22 protein-coding genes are annotated in these 25,043 nt (G+C 65.4%); 5 read left to right on the top strand and 17 right to left on the bottom strand.

Translation table 11 applies throughout. From position 1 onward, the window contains the following. Positions 1 to 10 precede the first annotated feature (10 nt). Positions 11 to 562, bottom strand: a complete 552-nt coding sequence (locus NRG23_RS21485) for a cytochrome b (RefSeq protein WP_009051287.1) — start codon at positions 560 to 562, stop codon at positions 11 to 13. Between the two features lie 280 nt (positions 563 to 842). On the opposite strand from NRG23_RS21485, the gene NRG23_RS21480 reads away from it, so the two are divergent. Together NRG23_RS21480 and NRG23_RS21475 are read left to right on the top strand one after the other, a co-directional pair. Continuing rightward, positions 843 to 2,249, top strand: coding sequence for an adenosylmethionine--8-amino-7-oxononanoate transaminase (locus NRG23_RS21480; protein WP_009051288.1), 1,407 nt, complete (start codon positions 843 to 845; stop codon positions 2,247 to 2,249). Positions 2,250 to 2,347: 98 nt separating this feature from the next. After that, a complete protein-coding gene (locus NRG23_RS21475; RefSeq protein ID WP_009051289.1) occupies positions 2,348 to 3,067 on the top strand; it encodes a 16S rRNA (uracil(1498)-N(3))-methyltransferase in 720 nt (239 codons plus the stop codon). 107 nt (positions 3,068 to 3,174) lie between these two features. On the opposite strand, the gene NRG23_RS21470 is transcribed toward NRG23_RS21475, so the two are convergent. From NRG23_RS21470 to NRG23_RS21460, 3 genes are read right to left on the bottom strand one after another with little or no spacing between them, the layout of a single operon-like run. Further along, a complete protein-coding gene (locus NRG23_RS21470; RefSeq protein ID WP_009051290.1) occupies positions 3,175 to 4,077 on the bottom strand; it encodes a transporter substrate-binding domain-containing protein in 903 nt (300 codons plus the stop codon). Between the two features lie 27 nt (positions 4,078 to 4,104). Then, a complete protein-coding gene (locus NRG23_RS21465; protein WP_009051291.1) occupies positions 4,105 to 4,455 on the bottom strand; it encodes a RidA family protein in 351 nt (116 codons plus the stop codon). A gap of 27 nt (positions 4,456 to 4,482) precedes the next feature. Then, positions 4,483 to 5,724, bottom strand: a complete 1,242-nt coding sequence (locus tag NRG23_RS21460) for a D-amino acid dehydrogenase (protein WP_101283818.1) — start codon at positions 5,722 to 5,724, stop codon at positions 4,483 to 4,485. 106 nt (positions 5,725 to 5,830) lie between these two features. On the opposite strand from NRG23_RS21460, the gene NRG23_RS21455 reads away from it, so the two are divergent. Next, entirely contained in the window at positions 5,831 to 6,745 is a 915-nt protein-coding gene (locus tag NRG23_RS21455) for a LysR family transcriptional regulator (RefSeq protein WP_009051293.1), read from the top strand. 116 nt (positions 6,746 to 6,861) lie between these two features. Here NRG23_RS21455 and NRG23_RS21450 read toward each other — a convergent pair whose 3' ends face one another. Beyond that, a complete protein-coding gene (locus NRG23_RS21450; RefSeq protein ID WP_009046003.1) occupies positions 6,862 to 7,479 on the bottom strand; it encodes a hemolysin III family protein in 618 nt (205 codons plus the stop codon). Between the two features lie 154 nt (positions 7,480 to 7,633). Between NRG23_RS21450 and NRG23_RS21445 the strand changes: the two genes are divergently transcribed. Next, the gene (locus NRG23_RS21445; protein ID WP_009051295.1) at positions 7,634 to 8,551 is read left to right on the top strand and encodes a LysR substrate-binding domain-containing protein; all 918 of its coding nucleotides are present in this window, start codon (positions 7,634 to 7,636) and stop codon (positions 8,549 to 8,551) included. A gap of 101 nt (positions 8,552 to 8,652) precedes the next feature. Here NRG23_RS21445 and madM read toward each other — a convergent pair whose 3' ends face one another. The 10 genes from madM to NRG23_RS21395 all read right to left on the bottom strand — a co-directional run bounded on the left by madM (position 8,653) and on the right by NRG23_RS21395 (position 16,363). Beyond that, positions 8,653 to 9,417, bottom strand: coding sequence for a malonate transporter subunit MadM (madM, locus tag NRG23_RS21440; RefSeq protein WP_009051296.1), 765 nt, complete (start codon positions 9,415 to 9,417; stop codon positions 8,653 to 8,655). 1 nt (position 9,418) lies between these two features. Beyond that, positions 9,419 to 9,835, bottom strand: a complete 417-nt coding sequence (gene madL / locus NRG23_RS21435) for a malonate transporter subunit MadL (RefSeq protein WP_028684174.1) — start codon at positions 9,833 to 9,835, stop codon at positions 9,419 to 9,421. Positions 9,836 to 9,901: 66 nt separating this feature from the next. Then, on the bottom strand, positions 9,902 to 10,837 hold the full coding sequence (gene mdcH / locus NRG23_RS21430) for a malonate decarboxylase subunit epsilon (RefSeq protein WP_257372034.1): 936 nt from the start codon (positions 10,835 to 10,837) through the stop codon (positions 9,902 to 9,904). Beyond that, a complete protein-coding gene (locus NRG23_RS21425) occupies positions 10,834 to 11,454 on the bottom strand; it encodes a malonate decarboxylase holo-ACP synthase (protein ID WP_257372033.1) in 621 nt (206 codons plus the stop codon). The genes mdcH and NRG23_RS21425 overlap by 4 nt, the downstream gene beginning before the upstream one ends. Positions 11,455 to 11,459: 5 nt before the next feature. Next, positions 11,460 to 12,263, bottom strand: coding sequence for a biotin-independent malonate decarboxylase subunit gamma (mdcE, locus tag NRG23_RS21420; protein WP_373922232.1), 804 nt, complete (start codon positions 12,261 to 12,263; stop codon positions 11,460 to 11,462). After that, positions 12,263 to 13,111 (bottom strand): biotin-independent malonate decarboxylase subunit beta, encoded by an 849-nt coding sequence (locus NRG23_RS21415; protein WP_257372032.1) that lies wholly within the window; start codon positions 13,109 to 13,111, stop codon positions 12,263 to 12,265. The genes mdcE and NRG23_RS21415 overlap by 1 nt, the downstream gene beginning before the upstream one ends. Continuing rightward, on the bottom strand, positions 13,104 to 13,403 hold the full coding sequence (locus NRG23_RS21410; RefSeq protein WP_007932573.1) for a malonate decarboxylase subunit delta: 300 nt from the start codon (positions 13,401 to 13,403) through the stop codon (positions 13,104 to 13,106). Before NRG23_RS21410 ends, NRG23_RS21415 begins: the two co-directional genes overlap by 8 nt. Further along, complete coding sequence (locus NRG23_RS21405; RefSeq protein ID WP_101283824.1) at positions 13,403 to 14,278, bottom strand: triphosphoribosyl-dephospho-CoA synthase; 876 nt, start codon at positions 14,276 to 14,278, stop codon at positions 13,403 to 13,405. Before NRG23_RS21405 ends, NRG23_RS21410 begins: the two co-directional genes overlap by 1 nt. Continuing rightward, positions 14,279 to 15,955 carry a malonate decarboxylase subunit alpha gene (gene mdcA, locus NRG23_RS21400; protein WP_257372031.1) on the bottom strand — a complete coding sequence of 559 codons (1,677 nt, stop codon included), beginning with the start codon at positions 15,953 to 15,955 and terminating at the stop codon, positions 14,279 to 14,281. It abuts the gene before it with no gap. A gap of 147 nt (positions 15,956 to 16,102) precedes the next feature. Continuing rightward, a complete protein-coding gene (locus NRG23_RS21395) occupies positions 16,103 to 16,363 on the bottom strand; it encodes a hypothetical protein (protein ID WP_103331450.1) in 261 nt (86 codons plus the stop codon). Positions 16,364 to 17,132: 769 nt separating this feature from the next. Between NRG23_RS21395 and NRG23_RS21390 the strand changes: the two genes are divergently transcribed. Then, positions 17,133 to 18,434 (top strand): IS4 family transposase, encoded by a 1,302-nt coding sequence (locus NRG23_RS21390; RefSeq protein WP_080577987.1) that lies wholly within the window; start codon positions 17,133 to 17,135, stop codon positions 18,432 to 18,434. Between the two features lie 195 nt (positions 18,435 to 18,629). Here the strand turns inward: NRG23_RS21390 and NRG23_RS21385 are convergent, their stop codons facing one another. Both NRG23_RS21385 and NRG23_RS21380 read right to left on the bottom strand, forming a co-directional pair. Beyond that, positions 18,630 to 19,085 carry a chemotaxis protein CheW gene (locus tag NRG23_RS21385; RefSeq protein ID WP_009046013.1) on the bottom strand — a complete coding sequence of 152 codons (456 nt, stop codon included), beginning with the start codon at positions 19,083 to 19,085 and terminating at the stop codon, positions 18,630 to 18,632. Then, on the bottom strand, positions 19,078 to 25,032 hold the full coding sequence (locus NRG23_RS21380; RefSeq protein WP_257372030.1) for an Hpt domain-containing protein: 5,955 nt from the start codon (positions 25,030 to 25,032) through the stop codon (positions 19,078 to 19,080). The genes NRG23_RS21385 and NRG23_RS21380 overlap by 8 nt, the downstream gene beginning before the upstream one ends. Between the last annotated feature and the right edge of the window lie 11 nt (positions 25,033 to 25,043).

Raw genomic sequence — 25,043 nt, 5'->3', positions numbered from 1 at the left:
AGGTTGAGCATCAGGCTTTGCGTCCCAGCATACGAGCCAGGGTCGCGTCACGATCGATAAAGTGGTGTTTCAAAGCGGCCAGAGCATGCACTCCGGCAAAGATCACCAGGGCCCAGGCCAGGTACAGATGCACCTCGCCGGCCACATCCGCCTGGTCCGGCAGTCCGGAAACCAGGGCGGGAATTTCAAACAGGCCAAACACCGGGATCCCGACACCGTCTGCGGTGGAAATCAGGTAACCGGCAATCATCACAGCGAACAGACTGAGATACAGGAAGGCATGGCCGAAGGTAGCGCCCAGGCGCGTCAGGCGACCGTGGTTGGCCGGTGCCGGTGGCGGCGGGCTGACAAAGCGCCACAGCACCCGCAGCAACATGATCGCGAACAGCGTCAAGCCAATGCTTTTGTGCAGGTCCGGCGCATCTTTGCGCCAGGCACTGTAGTAATCCAGGCCGACCATCCACAGGCCCAGGGCGAACAATCCAAAGACTGCCAGCGCCACACTCCAGTGCAGGAAAATGCTTACCCAGCCATAGCGGGAAGAAGAGTTACGTAGCTGCATCACTTAAATCCTGTAAGAACTGCTGCCCAAGACTATCGATTTAACTATCGAATTAAAGCGGAAATTTTCGCTTTGAAATATCGAGAAATACGATGTTGATCCTACGAACACTAAATTAACCAGGCATTAAGGTCTACGTGGGGAAAACGTGACAGACCGTCCTGCGGCCGCGATCAATTCGCCCTTCCAGGCATGCAATGGGTTGTGACACGGCCTGGCATTGCATAGGCTTGCGCGATTGTTTGCTCGCGTACTTAGAGCCGCCTCCAGGAGACTGAACATGGGCCTCAACAACCAGTGGATGCAACGCGATCTCGCGGTGTTATGGCATCCCTGCACCCAGATGAAAGACCACGAGCAGCTGCCGCTGATCCCGATCAAGCGCGGCGAAGGCGTGTGGCTGGAGGACTTCGAAGGCAAGCGCTACCTCGACGCGGTCAGCTCCTGGTGGGTCAACGTATTCGGCCACGCCAACCCGCGCATCAACCAGCGCATCAAGGATCAGGTCGATCAGCTGGAGCACGTGATCCTCGCCGGCTTCAGCCATCAGCCGGTGATCGAGCTGTCCGAGCGCCTGGTGAAAATGACCCCCGAAGGCCTGACCCGCTGCTTCTATGCCGACAACGGCTCGTCGTGCATCGAAGTGGCGATGAAGATGAGCTTCCACTACTGGTTCAACCGCGGCCAGAAGGACAAGAAGCGCTTCGTCACCCTGACCAACAGCTACCACGGCGAAACCATCGCCGCGATGTCGGTGGGCGATGTGCCGCTGTTCACCGAGACCTACAAGGCCCTGCTGCTGGACACCCTCAAGGTGCCGAGCCCGGATTGCTACCTGCGCCCCGAAGGCATGAGCTGGGAAGAACACTCGCGCAACATGTTCGTGGCCATGGAGCAGACCCTGGCGGAACACCACGCCACCCTCGCCGCGGTGATAGTCGAGCCGCTGATCCAGGGCGCCGGCGGCATGCGCATGTATCACCCGGTGTACCTCAAGCTGCTGCGCGAGGCCTGCGACCGCTACGGCGTGCACCTGATCTTTGATGAGATCGCCGTCGGATTCGGCCGCACCGGCACGATGTTCGCCTGCGAACAGGCCGGCATCCGCCCGGACTTCCTCTGCCTGTCCAAGGCCCTGACCGGCGGCTACCTGCCGCTGGCCGCATGCCTGACCACCGACGAGGTCTACAGCGCCTTCTACGACGACTACCCGACCCTGCGCGCCTTCCTCCACTCCCACAGCTATACCGGCAACCCGCTGGCCTGTGCAGCGGCGCTGGCGACCCTGGATATCTTCGAGCAGGACAACGTCATCGCGAACAACCGGGCGCTGGCCCAGCGCATGGCCAGCTCGACCGCGCACCTGGCGGATCACCCGCACGTCGCGGAAGTACGCCAGACCGGCATGGTGCTGGCCATCGAGATGGTCCAGGACAAGGCCAGCAAGACCGCCTACCCGTGGCAGGAACGCCGTGGCCTGAAAGTCTTCCAGCACGCCCTGGAGCGTGGCGCCCTGCTGCGTCCGCTGGGCAGCGTGGTGTATTTCCTGCCGCCCTACGTGATCACCCCGGAGCAGATCGACTTCCTCGCCGAGGTGGCCAGCGAAGGCATCGATATCGCCACCAGCGACAAGGTCAGCGTGGCGGTACCCAAGGACTTCCACCCAGGCTTCCGCGATCCGGGCTGATAACCGCGCGAGCAAGCCCGCCCTCCGTAGGAGCGAGCTTGCTCGCGAAAAGCTCCGACTGACTGACACCGATCCAGAATTTTCCCCAGAGAACCACCATGAGACTGTCCCGCTTCTTTATCGACGCCCCCCTGAGCCTCGGCGAGCACGAACTGCCGGAAGCCCAGGCCCACTACATCGGGCGCGTGCTGCGCATGGCCGAGGGCGATGCGCTGCAGCTGTTCGACGGTTCGGGCAACGAATTTCGCGGCACCCTGCTGGAAGTCGGCAAGAAACGCGTGGTGGTCCGGCTCGATGAAAGCTTCGCCGGGCAGGTCGAGTCGCCGCTGCAGATCCACCTCGGCCAGGGCCTGTCCCGGGGCGAGCGCATGGATTGGGCGATTCAGAAGGCCACCGAGCTGGGGGTGAATGAAATCACCCCGATCTTCAGCGAGCGCTGCGAAGTGCGGCTCAAGGACGAACGCGCCGACAAGCGCCTGGCCCACTGGCGCCAGGTGGCCGTCAGCGCCTGCGAACAATGCGGGCGCTCGCGGGTGCCGGTGATTCATCCGCCAGTGCTGCTGGCCGACTGGATCAAGCAGACCCAGGCCGATCTCAAGCTGGTGCTGCACCCGGTGGCCGAGCCGCTGGTGAGCCACGCCAAGCCTGCGACCCTGGCATTCCTGATCGGCCCGGAAGGCGGTTTGTCCGACACCGAAGTGGACCAGGCCCAGGATGCGGGCTTCCTGCCGGCGCGCCTTGGGCCGCGGGTGCTGCGCACCGAAACCGCGCCGGTGGTAGCGCTGGCCGTGGCGCAGCAACTCTGGGGCGACTTCTAACCCCTTCTGTAGGAGCGAGCTTGCTCGCGAAAAACGGACTCAGCCAACGTAATTTCCACGTCCGGACGATCCAATCGCGAGCAAGCTCGCTCCTACGGAGGGGCCGATCACTCCACCGGATCGCTCACTGGCTTGGCGATGATGGCCTTCAACTCGCTGGTCATCGGAAATTCCAGGTTCAGGCCCTTGGGTGGAATCGGTTGTTCGAACCAGCGCTGGTAGATTCCGTTGATCTCCCCTGAGCGATACAGGTCCGCCAGGGTGCTGTTCACCAGTTCCAGGAACTGCGGATCGTCCTTGCGCACCATGCAGCTGTAGATTTCCCGCGACTGCTCCTCACCGACCACCACCCAGTTGTGCGGATCGCGGGCCTTGGCCCGTTCGCCGTAGAGCAGTGCGTCGTCCATGTAGAACGCCGCGGCGCGACCCGATTGCAGCATCTGGAAGGCTTCGCCGTGGTCCTTGGCGCTGATCACGAACATGTCGATCTTGTGCTCGACGTTGTAGCTCTTGAGGAAGCGCTCGTTGGTGGTGCCGGCGGTGGTCACCACGTTCTTGCCGCGCAGGTCGGCGAAACGCTTGATCCCGCTGTCCCTGGCGGTCAGCAACTGGCCTTTGACGTAGATGAAGCCGTAGGAAAACGCCACCTGCTTCTGCCGTTCGGCGGTCACTCCGGTGGAGCCGCATTCCAGGTCCACGGTGCCGTTCTGCACCAGCGGAATGCGCGTCTGCGACGTCACCAGGTTGTACTTCACCGCCAGTTGCGGCAGCGCCAGCTTGTCGCGGATGCGCTCGACGACCTTGCTCGCCAGGTCCACCGAGTAGCCCATGGGTTTGCCGCTGTTGTCACCCACGTAGGAAAACGGCACCGACGCATCGCGATAACCCAGGGTAATACTGCCGGCATTGGCGATCTTGCCCAGGGTGCCGGTCAGCGGCGCCTCGCTGGCGTACAGCGGGGAGCCGAGCAACAAGCCCAGGGTGCAGCCGAGCAACGTGATTTTTTGCATTGTTATTCTCCGTTGTGGGTGAAGGCGTTAGCGGCGAACCGCGATGACAGTGATTTCCACCAGGATTTCCGGACGCGCCAGCGCGGCCTGCACGGTGGTGCGGCTCGGCGCCTGGCCCGGGGACAGCCAGGCCGACCAGACCTCGTTCACCGCGGCAAAGTCCTGCTGGATGTCTTTCAGGTAGAGGGTCGCACTGAGCAGATGATCCTTGTCGCTGCCGGCCTCGGCCAGCAGGGCGTCGATCTTCGCCAGCACTTCGCGGGTCTGGCCGGCGGCATCGGTGGCCGGGCCCGGCACCTGGCCGGACAGGAACAGCAGATCGGCAAAGCTCACGACAGCGCTGAGGCGGTCATTGCTGTGGAGACGCTGGATGGTCATGGGACAACTCCTTGTACGCGGAAGAAATCAGGCGGCATGGGGCGCGAGGCCCTGCATGTCGATGGAAGGACGGCGCTGGCCGATCAGCTCGGCCAACAGCCGCCCGCTGCCACAGGCCAGGGTGAACCCCAGGGCGCCGTGGCCGAGGTTGAGCCACAGGTTGCGGTAACCGGTGGCGCCAATCAGCGGTACGCCGCTGGGGGTCGCCGGGCGCATGCCGGCCCACTCGATGGCGGCATCGTAGTCGCCGGCATTGGCGAAGGTTTCCCGGGCCTGGCGCTGCATCAGGGCCAGGCGCTTGGGGTCCAGGGACGGGTCGAAACCGACGATATCGACCATCGCCGCCACCCGCAGCTGCTGGCCGATCCGTGCGTAGACGATCTTGCGGTTGTAGTCGGTGATGCTGATCTCCGGCGCCCGGTGCCCCGCGCCGATCGGCACGCTGAGGCTGTAGCCCTTGAGTGGATACAGCGGCAGCTTCAGCCCGGGCAGCGCCAGCTCGCCACTGCGATGGCCGGCGGCGAGTATCAGTTGATCCACCGCCAGCACCTCGGCGCCCAGCTCGATGGCCTGCACCTGGCCGCCCGCCTGACGAATACCGGTGACCTGGCGCCCCGTCAGCAGCTGGCAGCGACCGGAAGCCTGCAGCCGCGCCACCAGTTGCTGGCAGAAGGCGTGACAGTCGGCCACCTCTTCGTCCGGAGTGAAGATGCCGCCGACAAAGGGCGCGCCGCCGAGGGTCGGCTCCAGTTGTGCGCATTCGCCAGCGGACAGCACCTGCTGCTGGCGCGGATCGACCAGGCCGTGGCGGGCATGCTCGAAACTGGCGGTTTCGCGAAAGGTCACCAGCTTGCCGTTACGCCGCCAGTGAAAACCCTCGAGCCGATCCTCCTCGCGCCAGCGCTGCAAGGTGGCCTGGCTCAACAGCGCCAGGCGCAGCAGGTGAGCGCCGTTGCGCCGGTTGACCGAACCACGGCAGGCCGCCAGGAACCCGGCCATCCAGCGCCACTGCGCCGGGTCCAGGCGCGGGCGCAGCTTCAGCGGCGAATCGCCCCGCAGCATCCAGCCCAGCGCCTGCCAGGGCACGCCGGCATCGGCCAGCGGCGCCACGTAGCGGTACGACAGCTGGCCGCCATTGGCGAAGCTGGTCTGGCTGGCGAAGGATTCGCGCGCCTCCACCAGGCTGACGTCGAACCCCTCGCGAACCAGGGCGTAGGCGCTGGCCAGGCCGATGACCCCGCCGCCGATGATGCAAACCCGCTGTGCCATGTCAGTCCTTAAACCTTGTTGAGCGGGCTTCAGGTTAGGACCAGGTGACAGGCCCGGGACAATGAATAAAGATGGACCACCCATAAACAAAGGTTATGGAATCATCATGCGACTGCGCCATATCGAGATTTTCCAGGCCATCCGCCAGACCGGCTCGATCAGCGGCGCGGCGCAACTGCTGCACGTCTCCCAGCCGGCGGTGACCAAGGTCTTGCAGCACGCCGAGCAGCAGTTGGGGTTCCCGCTGTTCCTGCGGGTCAAGGGCAAGTTGCAGGCCACCCCGGAAGCCCTGGAGCTGGAGCGCGAAGTCGACAAGGTCAGCGAAAGCCTGCAAGGGGTGCGACGCCTGGCCCAGAGCCTGCGCCGCGAGCCGGGCCACAGCCTGCGGATCGGCGCCACGCCGGCGCTGGCCCTGTCCTTGCTGCCGCCGGCCATCAACCAGTGGACCCGGCGCTACCCGGACATCGTCTGCGAGCTGTCCAGCGCCCACAGCCGCGAGCTGGTACAGAACCTGCTGATGCGCGAGATCGATGTAGCCCTGACCCTGCAGCGCCCGGATCATCCGGGGCTGACCGCACAGGCCCTGGCCAGTGGGGTGCTGGTGGCGCTGGCGCCGCTGGATTACTGGCCCCAGGCGGCCAGGGGCACGCCGCTGCCGTTGATGGAATTGGCGGGGGCGCCCTTGATCGGCCTGTCCAGCGCCGACCCGCTGGCGGCGAAACTCGACGGTTACCTGAAAGCCGTGGAGCCGGCGCCCCGGGTCAGCATTGCCGTGCAGACCTACTCCCTGGCCCGGGCCATGGTCGAATCCGGGGCCGGGCTGGCGGTGATCGACCCCTTCACCGCCCTAGGCGCCTCCCCCGCCAGCACCGCGATTCGCCCGCTGACCCCGGCGCTGCCGATCACCCTGTATGCCGTGACCCGCGCGGCGGAGGCCCTGCCCCACACCTTGAGCAGCCTGCTGGAGATCTTCGGCGGCCGGGCGCAGGAGCAGCTGGATCGGTTGATGACCGGGGATTGAGGCGGCCCTACCGGGCCTTGTCGCGAGCAATCGAGCGTCGACCGGCTGCTCCTACAGAAGCACCTCGTACCTGTAGGAGCGAGCTTGCTCGCGATGAACGATAACGCGGTCGCCCGTCACAACACGTAGAAAAAGATCGCCACAAAGTGCAGCAAACTGCCGGCGATCACGAACAGGTGCCAGATCCCGTGGGCGTGGCGCAAACGGCTGTCGAGGGCGAAGAAGATGATGCCGACGGTGTAGAGCACCCCGCCCGAGGCCAGCCAGGCGAAGCCGGCGGGGCCCAGGGCCGCCAGCAGCGGCTTGACCGCCACCAGCACGATCCAGCCCATCACCGCGTAGATCACGATGGACAGGATGCGCGCCTCGGAGCGCGGCTTGATCTCCTGCAGGATGCCGATCAGCGCCAGCCCCCAGACGATCCCGAACAGCGTCCAGCCCCAGGGCCCGCGCAGGGTCACCAGGCAGAACGGCGTATAGCTGCCGGCGATCAGCAGGTAGATCGAGAAGTGATCGACCTTCTGCATGATGCTTTTCGCCCGCCCGCGCACGCTGTGGTACACCGTCGAGGCGCTGTACAGCACCAGCAAGGTGAAGCCGTAGATCGCCACGCTGACGATTTTCCACGGGCTGCCGTCGAGGCTGGCCAGCACCAGCAGCCAGATCCCCCCGACCAGTGCCGCAATCGCTCCCACCAGATGCGTCCAGGCGTTGAGTCTTTCCCCGTGATACATGTGTCACTCACCTCCCAAGGCGGAAAATCTGCGCAAGGCTCAGGCCTATAGCCTGAAAGCGCAATGTTTGCGAATAAAGCTATGGACGAAAAAACCTCCAGCCAAGTCATGACCCGGCAGGCACAATCGGAGCATTCGAATAAGAGCGCCCATCATGCTGATCGATGAAGAGTTGACCCTGAAAAAGCTCGAAGTGTTTCTGGCGTTCATGCGCACCGGCAACCTGGCGCGTGCCGCCGCCGAGTTGCAGACCAGCAATGTCAGCGTGCACCGGGCCATTCACTCCCTGGAAAGCGCCCTGCGCTGCCCGCTGTTCAAGCATGAAGGGCGCAACCTGACGCCGCTGGAGAGCGCCTTCGTCCTCGAAGAACGGGCACAGAAGCTGATCCAGGACGTGCTCGAAAGCGTGCGCCTGACCCGCGAAGCCGCCGGGTTCTCGGCGGAGCGCTTCAAGCTCGGCTCCCTGTATTCATTGACGGTGAAGACCGTGCCGCAGCTGATCATGGGCCTGAAACTGCGCCGCAGCGAGCTGAATATCGACCTGATCCTCGGTTCCAACATCGACCTGTTGTACAAGCTGAAGAACATGGAAGTCGACGCGATCCTGGTATCGCTGGACGACAGCGTCAGTGACCCGGACTGCGAGCAGATCCCGCTGTTTTCCGACGACATCTTCCTCGCCACGCCGGCCGATTCGCCGTTCGCCCAGCAGGCGGAAGTCGACCTCAGCGATGTGCGCGACGCGACCTTCATCACCCTGACCCAGGGCTTTGCCACCCATCAGGACGGCGTGCGGGTGTTCAAGCAGGCGGGGTTCGAGCCGAAGGTGGCGATGCAGGTCAACGACATCTTCACCCTGCTGAGCATGGTCAGCTCGGGGGTGGGCTATGCCCTGCTGCCGGGAAGGATTGCCGCGGTGTACGAAAACCGCGTGAAACTGATTCCGCTGCAGGCGCGCTACCGGCTGCAACAGCATATCGGCGTGGTATTCCTCAAGGCCAAGGAGCGCGACCCGAACCTGCTGGCGCTGCTGGCGGAGTGCCGGATGTATGCCAACCGGCAGGACACATAACGCACGGTGTTTACAAGAACGCTATCGCGAGCAAGCTCGCTCCTACAGGGGATCACACCGTACCTGTAGGAGCGAGCTTGCTCGCGATGAGGCCAGCCGCCCTACCCCACCAACCCGCGCACGATGAAGAACAGCAACGAAGGCCCGAGCAGGCAACCCAGCCCGGTATGGAAGGTCGCGGTCAGCGCGCCGTAGGGCACCAGGCGCCGGTCGGTCGCCGCCAGGCCCGCGGTCACCCCGCTGACGGTGCCGGCCAGGCCACCGAAGACCATCGCCGAACGCGGGTTGTCCAGGCCCATCCAGCGCGCCGCCATGGGCGTGCCGACCATCACCAGGATCGCCTTGATCAGCCCCGTGGCGATGGACAGCGCCACCACATCGGAACTGGCGCCGATCGCCGCCCCGGTCACCGGGCCGACAATGTAGGTCACCGCGCCGGCGCCGATGGTGGTCATGCTCACCGCATCGCGATAGCCGAAGGCCCAGGCGATGCTCGCGCCGACAATGAACGGCAGCACCGTGCCGAGAAACAGCGCGATGGCGCCGATCATCCCGGCCTTGCGCGCCTCGGTGGCCTGCACTTCGAAGGCCGTGGCGACAATCGCGAAGTCCCGCAGCATGGCGCCGCCCATCAGGCCGATGCCGGAAAACAGCGCCAGGTCCGCCAGGCCCTTTTGCCCACCGGTGATGGTGCCGCCGACCCAGGCCAGCACAAGGCCGATGACGATGGCGATGGCCGAACCGTGTACCCGGCCGAACGTCAGGCGCTTGGACAGCAGCACCGAGACCCACATGATCACGCCGACGAAGGCGAAGGCGGTGACCAGGCCGTTGTGTTCCAGGCCTTTCTCGATCAGATCCCACATATCAGCGTCCCCCTGCCGCAGCGGCGCCAGGGGCGACACTGTCCGGTTCGTCCGGCAACGGTTCGCCTTTGTTGGTGCGGCTGATCAGGGCGATGGTGCCACCACAGAGCAGCACCGAACCGATGGCCGCCAGTACCGCCACCGGGCCGCCGTGCAGGGCGGTCACCACGTTCTGTTGCGCGGCCATGGCCACCACCACCGGGATGTACATGGCGCCCCAGAAGCCGACGCCCATCTCGCAGTCCTTGGTCATGCCACCGTGCCTGTGCATCCACAGCCGCGCGCAGATCAGCAGGATCATGGCGATGCCCACACCGCCGACGTTGGATTTCACCCCCAGCAGGACGCCGAGCATGTCACCGATAATCACCCCTGCCAGCGTACAGATCGCCAGCAGCGCCACACCGTAAATAATCATTGTTGTAGTCCTCAAAGTGCATCGTCGAAGTTGTTGTTCTTGTGCTTCGCCAGCTTGAGTCGGTGTCTAGGGTTGGCGGTTTCCCTCCTCACGCAACAGCGCTTGCAGGGTGTCGAGTCGGGCACCGTCGCAGGCAATCACGGTGCCTTGCTCGAACACCCGGCGCGCCAGAGCGGTCAACACCGCGCCGGGCGGCAGTTCGATCTGTAGCCGCACGCCGCGCTCGTAGGCGCTTTGCACGGTGCCGCGCCAATCCACCACCCGGCACATGTTGAAGGCCAGGTCGTCGCGCAACTGCTCTGGCGTGCGCAGCGGCCGCGCGCAGCTGCCGCTCAGGTAACCCAGGCGCGGCGGCTGCAGCGTCACCCTGGAGAAGGCCACGGCCAGGACCTGGGCCGGCTGCTCCAGCAGCGGGCAATGGGACGGCACGCTGACCGCCAGGCGCTTGGCCACCCCGACACCGCAACTCCGGGCCAGCTCGGCGACCTGGGCCATGGCGGCATCGCTGCCGGCGATCACCACCTGGCTATCGGCATTGATATTGGCCAGGTACACCGGGTTGTCCGGGCTGTGCACCCGGGCCAGCAAGGCCTCCACCGTCGCCAGCTCCAGGCCGATGATCGCGGTCATGCCATAACCCTGTGGATAGGCCTGCTGCATCAGCTCGCCGCGCAGGCTGACCAGACGCAGCGCATCGCCAAAATCCAGGGCCCCGGCCACCACCGCGGCGGGATAGGCGCCAATCGACAGGCCCGCCACGTAATCCGCGCCCGGTCCATTTTCCAGCAGCACCCGGGCATTGGCCACGCCGGCGATCAGCAGGCACAGCTGCACCGCCCGGGTACTCGCCAGGGCCTGGGGCGAATCCAGGGCCAGGGCATCCTCGCCCAGGACTTCGCTGGCCTGTCGCAGGCAGGCGTCCGCCAGGGCGCTGGGCGGCAGGCGATGCAACATTCCCGGCTGCTGCGCGCCCTGGCCTGGAAACACCAGTAGGCTGCTCACGCCACCGGCTCCAGGGCCTGCCACGGATCGCTGACCAGACGCGCGCCACTGGCGCTTTTCAGCAGCACCCGCGCCGAAGTCCCGGCCCACTCGCGCAGAGCCACGGCGCCGTTGGGCGTCTGCAATTGCAGGTCCACCGGGCAAACGGCGGCGTCGAGCAGAGCCAACAACGCGCGGGCCTGGGCCCGGTCCATGGGCTGCGCAGTGCGCAGGATCAGGTCCAGGTCGCTCTGCCGATGCAGCGCCGGCACGCCGCTGGCCAGTTCAAAACCGGCGCTGCCGCTGACACCCCAGGCGAGGCCAAGGGCATCCAAAGGTTCACGCAACCGGGCCAGTGCCTGGAGCGCTGGCCAGGCCCGCTCCGACTCGACATAACGCAGCTCTTCCGGCCGCACCCGGCGCTCGATGGCCGCCACCGCCATCAGCGTCCCGTAGCGCTGCTCGCGCAGCCGCCCACGCACGCCCACCGCCACCTGCCCGGCCGCGGCCACCGCTCGACGCACCACCACCGGTTGCCCGGCAGCCATGGCCGTCACCGCCCAGGCCGGGGCATCGGCGGGCAACTGTTGCGGGGGCAGGCCCCACAGCAGGTCATGGGGCAGCAAGGCGCTGGTCATGGCGCTCACCACTGCTCGCGCAACAGCTGGCGGACCCGGCTGGAAGCGCCGCGATTGCTGGCCCCCAGGCGGCCCGACAGATCGCGGCCATGGGTGCGCGCATCGGCAATCGCCTGGCTCAGGCATTGCCGCACCTGGGCCAGATCGTCGGTGGTCGGCTGTTCGATCTGGCTGACCGAGAGCGTCTCCCAGAGCAGGCCGAGGCTGGCATAGTTGTCGATGTCATAGGCCATGGGCGGCACGCTGGCCGCCAGGGCCTCCAGTTCCTCGACACTGCGCAGGGTGACCCGCGCCGCCGACACCTTGCCCATGGCGTGCACCATCACCCCCGGATCGCGCAGGGCGATCAGGCGGTTGGCCTGGTAACCGTGGGCCAGGAAGGCCCCGGACATGGCCTTGCCCACCAGCAGGCCGATCACCGGATGCCCGGCCAGCCGGGCCCGGGCATAACTGTCGGCGGCCGCGGCCAGGGCCTGATGAATGCCCAGGGCTTCTTCGCGACGCCCATAGGCCTGGCTCGGCACATCGACTATGGCGATCAGCCCACGCTTGACGCTCTGCTCGCGGTCGGCCTCGATCGCCTCGTCCACCGCCTTGGCCAGGCCCCAACCCTCCAGCAGGCCGACCTCACCGTTGCGGGCGCGCACAAAAGGGTTGGCCGGGTCGGCGACCACGGCGATAAAGCGCACCGGCTGCTGCTCCAGGGTGGCATCCGCCACTTTCAACGAGGCGGGCAAACCCGCGACCGGGACAGCGCCCGCGCTCAGGGCCGTGAACCAATGCAGGCCCCGCAGGGAATAAGCACTCATCAGTGGTCTCCTCGGTACAGCTGGCGAACCGTCGTCGGATCGATCTGTGGATGGCTGTCCAGCCGGGCCAGGCGTTGCAGGTACAGCTCGGCCTGGCGGCTGCGCTGCTCGTCGGGCAACCCCTGGGCCAGCAGTTCGCCGACCTGTTGGCGGATCTGCGCCACGTCGTCGGCCACATAACGGTCCGCCAGGCCGCTGGCGAAACGCTGCTCGCCGCCGGTCAGGCTCCAGATAAAGGGCCGGTCGCGGGAGTCGTATTCCTCGAGGCCGGCTTCCTGCTCGATCACCTGCGGGCCGTTGAGGCCCAGCCGCGCCTCCTGGGTCACCAGCAGGTAACTGCACAGCCCGGCGGCAATCGACATGCCGCCAAAACAGCCGACGCTGCCGGCCACAATGCCTATCACCGGCTGGTACTGGCGCAGGTCGACGATGGCCGCGTGAATGTCGGCGATCGCCGCCAGCCCGAGGTTGGCTTCCTGCAGGCGTACGCCGCCGGTTTCCAGCAACAGCACGGCGCGGGTAGGCACGCCCTTGCGGTTGTCTTCGGCCGCCAGTTCCAGGGCGCCGGCAATCTTCGCCCCACCGACCTCGCCGAGGCTGCCGCCCTGGAACGCGCCTTCGATGGCGGCGATCACCACCGGCAGGCCGTCGATGCGGCCCTTGGCGATCACCACGCCGTCATCGGCCTGGGGCACCACACCCTGGCGGGCCAGCCACGGCGACATGACGCGCTGGAACGGATCGAGCAATTCGCGAAAGCTGCCAGCGTCCAGCAAGGCCTTGGCCCGCTGCCGGGCGCCGAGTTCGACGAAGCTGTGTTTGTTGAGCAAACGGGCGCTGTCAGTCATGGCCGATCTCCTCGAAACCCTGCTCCAGGCGCAAACGCACCACGCCGGGGGTGGCGCCAAAATCATGGATATCGATGCTCAGGGCCGGCGGTGTCTGGCCGTCGAACATGCGCTCGAACAGATGCTGCCAGCGCGACGCGCTACCGTTGACCGAGGTCTGCACCTGAATGCTCAGCTTGCCGGGTTGCCCGGGTTCGAGCAGCACTTCCAGGTCGCCGGAGCCGACACAGCCCACCAGCGCCCGGCCCCGGGCGGGTTGCCCGGCGGGAAATTCGAAAGACAAGGTTTCCATCACACTGCTCCCTGGATAAAGGCGGCGCCGGAGGCGATCCGGTCGATCAGCAGGCAGGCCGCGAGCAAGTCCGCGGCGCCACCGGGCGAGGCATTCAAGGCCAGCAGGCACTGGTCCAGCTCATGCAGGCGGCGACGCCCGGCCAGGCTGGCACTGCCACCGGAATCGAGCACCGCCTGGGCGCCCTGTTGCATCGCCTGCAGGCCCGCCTCGCCAGCGCGATAGAGCACGCAGGTGTCGGCCAGGCCGGTCATGATCGCCAGCAGCGCATCGAGCCGGGCGTTCTGTTCGCCATGCCCCTGGGCCCGGCTGCGTTCGAGTTGCGGCAGGCCCCGTTGCAGCACAGCCGGAAAGCCCAACTGGGCTTCTTCCCGAGCGCCACGCACGCCATAGCGCAGCGCCACTTGCGCGCCGTGGCTGAGGGGCCGCGGCGCGTAACGATCGTCCAGCAGCGCCAGGCGCGCGGCCCGCAGGCACAGGGCGCCTGCCGTGTTGGCTTGAGGTTCCAGCGCGGCGGCGGCCACCAACAGGCCCAGGGCCCAGATCGCGCCACGATGGGTGTTCACCCCGTTGGTGGTAGCGAGCATCGCCGCTTCGCCTTCACGGCCAATGCAGCCCAGGGCCTCGCGCAGGGGCAGGCCGACCATGCCGAACTCGCTGGCGGCTTCGGCCATTTCCTTGAAGGCTGGCCACAGCGACAGCGCCGAGGCATGCATCAAGCCCAGGTGCAGGTCGCTGTGGGCGCCGTTACCACGACGGTCGACCAGGGCTGGTTTCGGCGACAGGTCAGCCTCGTCGATCAGCACGTCCACCGCCAGGTCCGCCAGGCGCTCGGCCAGGCTCAGGGGTTTGCTTTGCAGGTTGAAGGCGTGCATTTACCAGCTCCTGAACTTGGCGGGCGGGTTGTACAGGCCACCCGACCACTCCACCAGATCGGCGACGCTTTTTGCCGCCAGCAGCTCGCGGCTGGCGTCGGTGCGGCGGATGCCGAGGTCTTCGGGCAGGGCGATCAGGCCTTCGCGGCGCATGCGCGCGGTGTCTTTCGGGTTGTGGCGCAGGCCGATGGCGGTCACCCCGGCCACCGCCGCGATCATCGCCTGGCGCTCTTCCAGGGAACGCGCCTTGTACAGGTAGGCGATGCCCTCCTCGGTCAGCAGGTGGGTGACGTCGTCGCCGTAGATCATGATCGGCGCCAGGGGCATGCCGCTCTTGCGTGCCACTTCCACGGCGTCGAGGGTTTCGACAAAGGTGGGTTTGCCGCCTTCCTGGAAGGTCTCGACCATCTGCACCACCAGCTTCTTGCCACGTTCGAGCATGGCCGCCGGCGCGTCGCTCTGATCCTGGCGCATATCCAGCCAGGCCGGGGTGCCGTGGCGCCGGCCGCGCGGGTCGTGGCCCATGTTCGGCGCACCGCCGAAACCGGCCAGTCGGCCGCGGGTCACGGTGGAGGAATGGCCATCGCCATCGACCTGCAGGGTGGCGCCGATAAACAGGTCCACCGCGTATTGCCCGGCCAGCTGGCAGAACAACCGGTTGGAGCGCAACGAGCCGTCGCGCCCGGTGAAGAACACATCCGGCCGCGCGGCGATGTAGTTTTCCATGCCCAGTTCGGTACCGAAGCAATGCACACTTTCCACCCAGCCGCTTTCGATGGCCGGGATCAGGGTCGGATGGGGGTTGAGGGTCCAGTTGCGGCAGATCTTGCCTTTCAGGCCCAGGGATTCGCCGTAGGTCGGCAGGATCAGCTCGATGGCCGCGGTGTTGAAACCGATGCCGTGGTTCAGCGACTGGACCTTGTGTTTTTCATAGATGCCGCGGATCGCCATCATCGCCATCAGCACGTGCACCGGCTTGATATGGCGCGGGTCGCGGGTGAACAGTGGCTCGATGTAGAACGGCTTGTCGGCCACCACCACGAAATCGACCCAGGACGCCGGGATATCCACCCGCGGCAGCTCGCTGACGTCGTCCACCAACTGGTTGACCTGGACGATGACGATGCCATCGCTGAACGCCGCCGGTTCGATCAGCGCCGGGGTGTCCTCGGTGCTTGGCCCGGTGTAGATATTGCCCGCGCGGTCGGCCATAAAGCCGGCCGAAAGCACCACGTTGGGGATCAGGTCCACCACCAGCCGCGCATAGAGCTCGATGTAGGTGTGGATAGCGCCGATTTCCAGCAGGCCATCTTCCAGCAACTGGCTGATGCGCAGGCTCTGGGTGCCGGCGAAAGAGAAGTCGAGTTTGCGGGCGATGCCGCGTTCGAACAGGTCCAGGTGCTCCGAGCGGCCGACGCTGGGCATGATCATGTGCAGATCATGCAAGCGGCCCGGGTCGGCCTTGGCCAGGGAGCGGGACAGGAAGTCCGCCTGCTTCTGGTTGTTGCCCTCCAGCACCACACGGTCGCCGGGCAGGATCAACGCCTCCAGCGCCGCGACTATCTTGTCGGTGGGCAACACCGCGCCATCGGCGAGACCCCGCACCTGCTCGAGACGCCGCTGCTTTTCAGCGCGCCGCCGCGTCCAGCGCGAGTCGGGGGATATTGTTGTTGTCATGCTCACTCCACGGGTTCGCTGTCGTGGCAGCTACCTTAGGAACGGAGGATGCAAGGCATCAATCAAGCAGAGCGGTGGATCGTTACGGTGAGGGTAATGATCAGGGGCGCAGGCCTTCCCACCCACGCCCCATAAACAACCTTGCGCTTAACCTTCGAGCCGCCACTGCAATGCATCCAACGCATCGCAGCCATCCTGCAACAGCAGATGGGCCGCATTGACGATGTGATGCAGGTCCTGGTCGTGAACGCCTTTGAGGCTCAGGCAGTTGAGGCTGTGCATCAGGTCGCGGGTGGTCTTGAGGCGCTGGACGGCACAACCGTGCAGGTCGGATGCCGGGGCGTTGGGGTTGAGGTAGAGCACTGGAGTGGTGGTGAGATTGCTGTGTAGCGGGATGAACTCAGTCATGGGTCTAGCTCCTTGGCCGGTCGAGAAACAGGTTAAACAGCAGTTCCATACTTGTCTGTGCACGACCGTAAGTGAGAAAAGACAGCCCCGTCTTTGGAGACGTCTATAGGTCCGTGAACAAATTCGACCGGCTAAGATCGGCCACCGATGCGTCGGTGACAGCCCGGACTATGGAGCCTGATATGCCTCCCAGCAATCGGGAAACTGTTGCCACTCTCTACGACTGAAATCTCTGTTAATACCCCAGCCCCCGTGTAGCCGCTGCCGAGCCATGGCGAGGCTGCGATAGGACCGAAGGTCCTCCAGCGGTCTCAAAACCCTGCGCCTGCTGCGCAGTCGATCGCAGCCTCGCAGGCTCGGCAGCGGCTACAGGGTTTCGCGTCGACCGGCAGGTCGCGTTTGGCTTTGGCTTTGGTTTTTGATCTTGATCCACCCGCCCCATCGGGAGGCCGAGCGGAGGTGTTCATCAGGGGGATGGCGCGCAGCGCCCCTCGACGCAGTCGAGGACATCGTATGGAGGTCGAAGCGAAGCCGACCGGAGTCGATGCCCCCTGATGGACACCGGAGCGAGGGAACCTGAGCGCAGCGAAGGCCGTACGCAGGGGCAAGACCTTTTGGTTACTTTTGGGGCGTTTGCCAAAAGTGACCCGCCGTAAGGGCCATCCCTTTCAAGGTCTTGGGTAAAATCCGCTGAAATTCAGTCAGGAAGACCCGAACGATGTGGGCCGATGTACTAGCGCGATTCGAGAAAAAAGCACCTGCCAGCGTGATGGCCAAACTTGCCTTGGAGCAAGCCATTGCGCCGGAGTGGGTCGATCAGGTTTTCGAAGAACACCGGCAACGGCAGTACTCCCGCGAATTGCTGTTCTCAACCATCGTTAAGCTCATGTCCCTTGTTTCATTGGGCTTGAAGCCGTCATTACATGCCGCGGCCAAGCAGCTGGAGGATCTTCCGGTTAGCCTGGCGGCCCTTTACGACAAGGTCAGCCGTACCGAACCGGCTCTGTTGCGCGCCTTGGTCACAGGTTGCGCGCAGCGCCTGACTCCGACGATCAAGGAGTTGGGGGGCTCAGCCATGCTGCCCGATTGGCAGGTTCGGGTGGTAGACGGCAGCCACCTGGCGTCCACCGAAAAGCGCCTTGGAGCACTACGGCACGAGCGCGGAGCGGCTCGTCCCGGATTCTCGGTCGTGGTCTACGATCCCGACCTGGATCAGGTCATTGACCTGCAACCCTGCGAAGACGCCTACGCAAGCGAGCGAGTCTGCGTGTTGCCGCTACTGGCCGATGCCAAGACGAACCAGGTTTGGATCGCTGATCGGCTCTACTGCACGCTTCCTGTAATGGAGGCCTGTGAACAAGTGAAAACGTCATTTGTCATTCGCCAGCAGGCCAAGCACCCGCGCCTGATTCAAGAGGGCGAGTGGCAAGCATCTTTGCCTGTTGCAACAGGTACGGTGCGTGAACAAAGCATTGAGGTAAGAGGGGGGCATCAGTGGCGACGCATCGAGTTGACGCTCCATTCACCAAACGACTCAGGTGACCGCAGTTTGATGTTCTGGAGCAACCTGCCCGAGAGCATCAGCGCACCGCAGATCGCGGACTTCTATCGCCGTCGTTGGAGTATTGAAGGGATGTTCCAGCGACTGGAAGCCATTCTGGAAAGTGAAATTGAATCTCTCGGCAGTCCACGAGCTGCCTTGCTTGGATTCACCACTGCCGTGCTGGCGTACAACGTACTGGCCTTGCTCAAGCGCAGCGTCGAACACGCTCATCGAGAGACTCAGCCTGAGGGCTGGGAGGCTTCGATCTATCACTTGGCGATCCAGGTCAGAGCTGGATATGAGGGCATGCAGATCGCTCTGCCCGTCGAATATCTACCGATCGTCTCAATGGAAAAACTGGCCCAGCGCTTGTTGGAATTAGCCAAGAACATTCAACCCAAGCAAGTCGCCAAAAGCCAACGAGGCCCCAAGGTACCCAAGCCCAGGACATGGGTTCAAGGGACGGCGGTACATGCCCACGTTTCAACAGACAGGGTCATCAAGGCTGCCAAAACGAAAAGACCTTGAAAGGGATGGCCGTAAGGGCGGAACCCTAAGTAGCCGTGACCGCAGAAACGGATATGTACACCGTCCAAAAAATGCAGCGCCAGCACGGACGCCATCGCGGGCAAGCCTCGCTCCTACAGATCAGTGGCGCCCCATCAGTCCCAAATAGGGACCGATAGGTCCCTTTCCGGGAACGATCAAGCCGCTCGACAGGGCCTAAGACAACCCCGCCTTCACCAGCATCTCCTCCAACCCCAACAGATCCGGAATCTTCGCCACCTGCTCCCCCACCTGCACCGCAGCCTTTTCCAGCCGGCACAGCGGCACGTCGACGTAGCTCAGCTGGCTGTCGAGCCGGCAGGAGCGCGGGATGCCCTGGATCACCAGGGCGATGAACTTCAGGCGCTCACGGCCGCCCAGGGTGTTGAGCACCACGATGCGGGCGCGTTCGCCGATGGCGAGGGGCTGCCCGCAGGCAGCCTCGAAGCTGATCAGCGGCAGTTGGCGGTCGCGCCAGGCCACGGAGCGCAGGTACCAGGGCGGCGCGTCGCTGGCGGGTTCGCCGCGCTGGTAGTCGATCAGTTCGGCCACCGCGACGTTGGGCAGGATCAGGGTGCGGTCGGCCAGGGGCAGCAGCAGTCCGGTGAGGAAGCTGGCGCGGTAGTCATGCATGGGGTCTGCTCCACTGGGCGATGCTCTCCAGCAGCACCGACTCCTGGTAAGGCTTGCCGAGGTAGTCGTTGACGCCGATGGCCATGGCCCGGTCGCGGTGTTTCTGGCCGGTTCGCGAGGTGATCATGATGATCGGCAGCTGTTGCAGGCGCGGGTCGGCGCGCACCTGCATCGCCACCTCGAAGCCGTCCATGCGTGGCATTTCGATGTCCAGCAGCATCAGGTCCGGGGTGTGCTCCTGCAGCAGCGCCATGGCGTCGACCCCGTCCTTGGCAGTCAACACGTTCATGCCGTGGCGTTCCAACAGGCGGCTGGTAACCTTGCGCACCGTCACCGAGTCGTCGACCACCAGCACCAGCCTCGGCCGCAGCGGTTCGACCTCGGGGCTCACTTCATCGCCGACCGCCATGCGTGGCACCGGCAAACGCGTTTGCAGGGCGCGGATATGCGCCAGCAGATCGAGGATCAACACCACCCGGCCATCGCCGAGGATGGTCGCGCCGGACAGCCCCTGCACCGCCGCGAACTGCGGCCCCAGGCTCTTGACCACGATCTCCCGGCTGCCGGCCATGGCATCCACCTGCACAGCGATCCGATGTTCGTTGTAATGCACCAGCAGCACCGGCAGCGGCAGGCTCTGCCCCAGCAGTTTCGGCCGAGCCACGGTGTGCAGCAGCTCGCCGAGGTAGCACAGCTCATAACGCTGGCCGGCGTATTGGTAATGGGGCGGGTCGAGCTGGTAGTAGCCTTCCAGTTCGTTGGGCAGCACCCGGACGATGCCCTCGATGGTGTTCAGCGGGATCGCGTACTGCTCCTCCAGGCACTGCACCATCAGCGCCCGGTTGACCGACAGGGTGAACGGCAGGCGAATGCGGAAATGCACGCCCTGCCCCGGGATCGAGTCGATGGTCATCGAGCCGCCGAGCTGGCGCACCTCTTCATGGACCACGTCCATGCCCACCCCGCGCCCGGAAATCTGGGTGATTTTTTCCGCCGTGGAAAACCCCGGCTGCATGATGAACTGCAGCACATCGCGGTCGCTGATCTCGACATGGGGGGCGAGCAGGCCACGCTTGATCGCCTTGCGCCGCACCGCCTCCAGCGGCACCCCGGCGCCGTCGTCGCGCATGTCGAAGACGATATCGCCGCCTTCGTGGGACAGGTCCAGGGTGATCCGCCCCTGCTCCGGCTTGCCCGCGGCGCGCCGCACTTCGGCGGACTCCAGGCCATGGTCGACGGCGTTGCGCAGCATGTGTTCCAGGGGCGCGACCATGCGTTCCAGCACGTTACGGTCCATCTCACCCTCGGCGTTGCCGACGCTGAATGACACGTCCTTGCCCAGCTCCTCGGCCACCTGGCGGACGATGCGCTTGAGCCGCGGCACCAGGCGCTCGAACGGCACCATGCGCGTGCGCATCAGGCCTTCCTGCAGCTCGGTATTGACCCGCCCCTGCTGCTGCAACAGGTTTTCCGCGTCCTGGTTGCGCCGGTCGAGGGTTTCCTTGAGGTCGAGCAGGTCGGACGCCGACTCGAACAAGGCCCGCGACAGTTGCTGCAACTGCGAATGGCGGTCCATCTCCAGCGGGTCGAATTCCTCGTACCCCAGGCGCTCGGCCTCGACCTGCTGGCGACTGAGGATCCGCCCCTGGGTTTCGGTGTCCAGGCGGCGCAACTGGTCGCGAATACGCTCGATGGTGGTTTCCATTTCGCTCAGGGCCACCCGCGCATCGTTGACCTGCTGCTCGATGCGCCCACGGAAGATCGAGGTTTCCCCGGCCAGGTTGACCAGATCATCGAGCAACTCGGCCGAGACCTTGACCATATCCCCGGCCACCACGGCTTCCGCCGGTACCACTGGCGGCTCGGGTTTGCTCGGTGGGCTAAGGTCGGGCAGCAGCAGAGGCGGCGCTTCGGCCTGGGTCGGATGGGTGAAGCCGCGAATCGCCTCGATCAGGCTGTCGGCCGGTTTGATCGGTTGTTCGGCACGGGCGGCGTCGAGCATCTGCGCCAGCCGGTCCTGGCTTTTCTGCAACAGGCCGAACAACGCCGGGGTCGCTTGCAACAGGCCCGCGGACAGGCCTTCGTAGAGAAATTCCAGTTCATGGGCCAGGTCGCCGATCGGTGCGATCTCCACCATGCGCGCGCCGCCCTTGAGGGTGTGCAGGTCGCGCAGCAGGGTTTCCACTTCCTGACGGCTCGTCGGCTCGGCCTGCCAGCGCGTCAGCGCCGCGCCCGAACTGTCGAGAATGTCGAAGCCTTCTTCGAGGAAGATCTCCAGCAGCTCCGGATCGTGGGCCGCAGAATCGTCGGCCACCGCCGCCTCGGGCATTTCAGTGGTGACCCCGCTGCGCTGGCGAAAACCGCGGATTGCCTCGATCAACGCCTTCGGATCGCTCAGCGCTTGCTGCGCCTGCAACTGCTGCAACAGCAGCGCCAGTTGCTCATGGCTGCGTTGCAGCAGGTCGACCAGGGCCTCGCCATGCTGGTAACGGCGATCCACCAGGCCTTCGTAGAGGTTTTCCAGTTCCTGGGCCAGGTCGCCCACCGGGCCGACTTCGGCCATGCGCGCGCCGCCCTTGAGGGTATGCAGGTCGCGTTGCAGGGAAGACAGCGGCGCGCCGTTGTCCGGGTCGGCCAGCCAGCGCTGCAAGGCCTGGCCGGCGCTTTCGAGAATATCCACCGCCTCTTCGAGGAAGATCGCCACGATTTCATCGTCCGGTCCCTCCACCTCGATCGGCGCTTCCTGCTCCATCTTGGCGGTGGCGCTGGCCAGATCGGTGATGCTCAGGGTGCGGCTGCCATCGCTGCGGATCAGGCCCATGGCCGACGGGTCGAGGCTTTCCTCGAGCAATTCGCGCAAGGCCCGGACCATGGCCGGTTGCGGGCTGATTTCCTGGCCGGCGGCCAGTTCGTCGAGCATGTTGATCAGGGCTTCGTGGGCGTTTTCCGCCTCATGGAAAAACCGCTCGCCGACCGCCAGGCTGCTTTCTTCCACGGCGCCGTACAGGTCCAGCAGCGCCTCGCACAGCTCGTCCATCGGCTGCAGGTCCGCCAGGTGCGCGCCTTCGCCGAGGGTGGTCAGTTCGTCCAGCAGCGCACTGAGTTCCTGGCGCTCGCCCGGGTGCTGCTGCCAGCGGCGCAGCAGGTTTTCGGCATCCAGCAGGATGTCCATGCCCTGGGCCAGGAAGCTGCTGATCAATTGCGCATCGCGCTTGACCCGCAGCCCGGTATTGGGCGCGTTGAGCAGGGTTTCCAGGCGCTCGGCGGTCAGCGCCCTGACCCGTTCGATCAGGTCGGCGGCGCCTTCGATGGGTGCCAGCGGGTCGCTGCCCAGCTGTTGCAGGCCACGGCGAAACAGGCCTTCGGCTTCCAGCAGCAGCTCGACTTCGTCCAGGTCCAGGGCCATCAGGTGCGCGCGGTATTCCCGGGCCAGCAGGTCCAGCGGCGCCGCCAGCTCGGCGATCGGCAGCACGCCGGCCATGTAGGCGCTGCCCTTGAGGGTGTGCAAGGCGCGCTGCAATTCGTCGCTGGCCTGCAAGGGCAAGTGCTCGGCAGCTTGCTCGAGAAAGCGCTTGATGCTCTCCAGATGGGTTTCGGCCTCGTTGCGGAAGATCTCCAGCAACTGCGGATCGAGCCCGTCCTCCGGCTCGTCTACCGACGCCGTTTCGCCCTTGGCCAGGGCGTGCGCCCGGGCAGCCAGGCGATCGACATCGTCGCGCTGGCGCTGGGCCTGGGCCGCGAACTCGGCGACCAGCTCCGGCAGCAGCTGCAACACCTCTTCGAGCAATTGCCGCACCTGCGGCCCTGGCTCCACGCTGTGTTCCAGGACACGGTTGAGCAGGTTTTCCACGGCCCAGGCCAGTTCGCCCAGCACCAGCGCGCGGACCATCCGCCCGCTGCCCTTGAGGGTATGGAAGGCCCGGCGGATTTCGCCCAGCGCCGCCTTGCCGTGAGGGTCGGCGGCCCAGCGCGGCAGGTACTCGCGCAGCACGTCGAGTACTTCGTCGGCCTCTTCGAGGAAGACTTCACGCAGCTCGTCGTCCACCGGCGCTTCATCGCCCGGCGGCGGCAACAGGCTACCCGGTGTGTCCAGCGCCGGCGGGTTGAGCGCCGAGACCGGGCTGGCCAGCACATCGGCCAGGGACTGCACCACTTCCGGGTTGTCCAGCTCCTGCAGGTCCTGCATCACCAGGGCTTCGTTGGGGCTGAGCACATCGCTGAGCAGCGGCACCTGTTCGCTCGCTACCCACTCGTCCGGTGCCTGCTTTTGTGGCACATAGCCCAGCGCCGCCAGGCCCTGCTCGGCCACGTCGAGAATCTTTTCCCCCGGCGCCTGGTGATCGTCGCTCAGGCGCTCCAGGTAATACTCGATGCTGGTGATCACGTCGGCCAGATTGTCCAGCTGCTGCCAGCCGGGCTGGCGCGGGTCCAGCAGCAGGTGTTCACGCACGAAGCCGATGCAGGCTTCCAGCAGGCCCGCAGCCCGGCTCAGGGGGATCATCGCCAAAGCGCCACGCACCTGGGTCAGCAGCTCCGGCAGCGCCTGCAAGTGCTCGCGGTCCCAACCGGCGTCGATGTAGTCGACGATCAGGTCCTTGGCCTGCTGCAGGCAGATCCGCGCCTCCTTGATCACCAGTTGGTGGATCTGGGTCAGGTCGGTGGTCGGCAGGCGGCTCTCTTCGCGGCTCTCGGGTTCGGCCGGGCCGACCATGCCGGCCAGGGTCGCCTCCACATAAAGCAGCGCCCCGGCCACATCCATCAGCACCGCGTCATTCGGTTCGCGCTGGCCCTGGGCCAGGCTCAGCACCACCGCCAGCTGGTCGATGATGACCTTGCGCGGCTGGCCGAAACCCAGCACCGCCAGGGTGTCGGCGATCTGCCGCAGAGGCGCCAGCAGGCTGTCCAGGTCCGACGCGTGCTGGCGGTCGCTGCGCACGAACAGGTCCAGGCGCTCCTTGACCCGCACCAGTTCCTCGCACAGGGCCGACAGCACCGAGCGCATGGCGTCGCGGTCGGGGCCGGCCATGCGGGCCCGTTCCTGGTCGACCAGCGCATTGTCGGGCAAAGCGTCATCGAGTCCGTAAGCGTCTTTCATGGTCTGCATCTGCGCGGTGGGATAGCGGGCCTTGGCGATGTAAAACAACAGGCTTTTGAGCAATTCTTCGGGGGCTGGCTGGTTGATTCCGGCGATGCCCTGTTCATAGAGGCGCTTGAGCTCGCGGTCGGCATCCTTGAGCAGGCTGCGCACCGCCGGGCTGTTGGCGATCGCCCCGCTGCCCATGCCTTCCACCAGGGCCAGGGCGATCTGCCACAAGGGCCCCAGCGGGGCGTTCTGGCACAACACCTGGAGGCGCTCGAAGACCTTGGCCATGTAGCCCAGGCTGTTTTTCACATCCTGTTCGCGCAGCAGGTCGACCAGCGCGGTTTGCAGCATGTGCCGCAACTTGCGCAGCAGGATGGTCAGGTCGGGGGGCGCCAGGCGGTTCAGCGTCGCCTCGTCCAGCGCCGGCAGGTCCGGCAGTTGCGGGCTGAACAGGCTGGTTTCGCTCAGCAGGCCTTCGCCCCGGGCGCTGCGCAGGTCGTTGAGCAGCGGCAAGACCACCAGCGGCAGGTCGCGGCGCGCGCTTTGCACCCGGTCGAGGTACTGCGGCAACTGGCTGATGGCTTGGCGCAGCAGGTAGATCGCCTCGTCGCGCTGGGCCACGCGGTATTCGCGCAGGGCCAGGGTCAGGGCTTCCATTTCTTCGGCGAGCAGCGCCGCGCCATAGAACTCGACCATCTGCAGGCTGCCGTGGACCTGGTGGATGCAGTCCAGGCACTGGTCGAGGGCTTCCACCGCCTGCGGCTCGTCGACCAGGTGATCGAGCGCCTGGTGGGCCTGCTTCAGCGTTTCGGCAATTTCGCCCTTGACCCATTCCAGGGCCACATAGTCGTGCCGATCACCCATTACCATTCCCA

It is taken from the genome of Pseudomonas sp. T8, assembly GCF_024610635.1.
Lineage (GTDB): Bacteria > Pseudomonadota > Gammaproteobacteria > Pseudomonadales > Pseudomonadaceae > Aquipseudomonas > Aquipseudomonas chlororaphis_I.
This window is presented reverse-complemented; position numbering and strand designations above follow the sequence as displayed.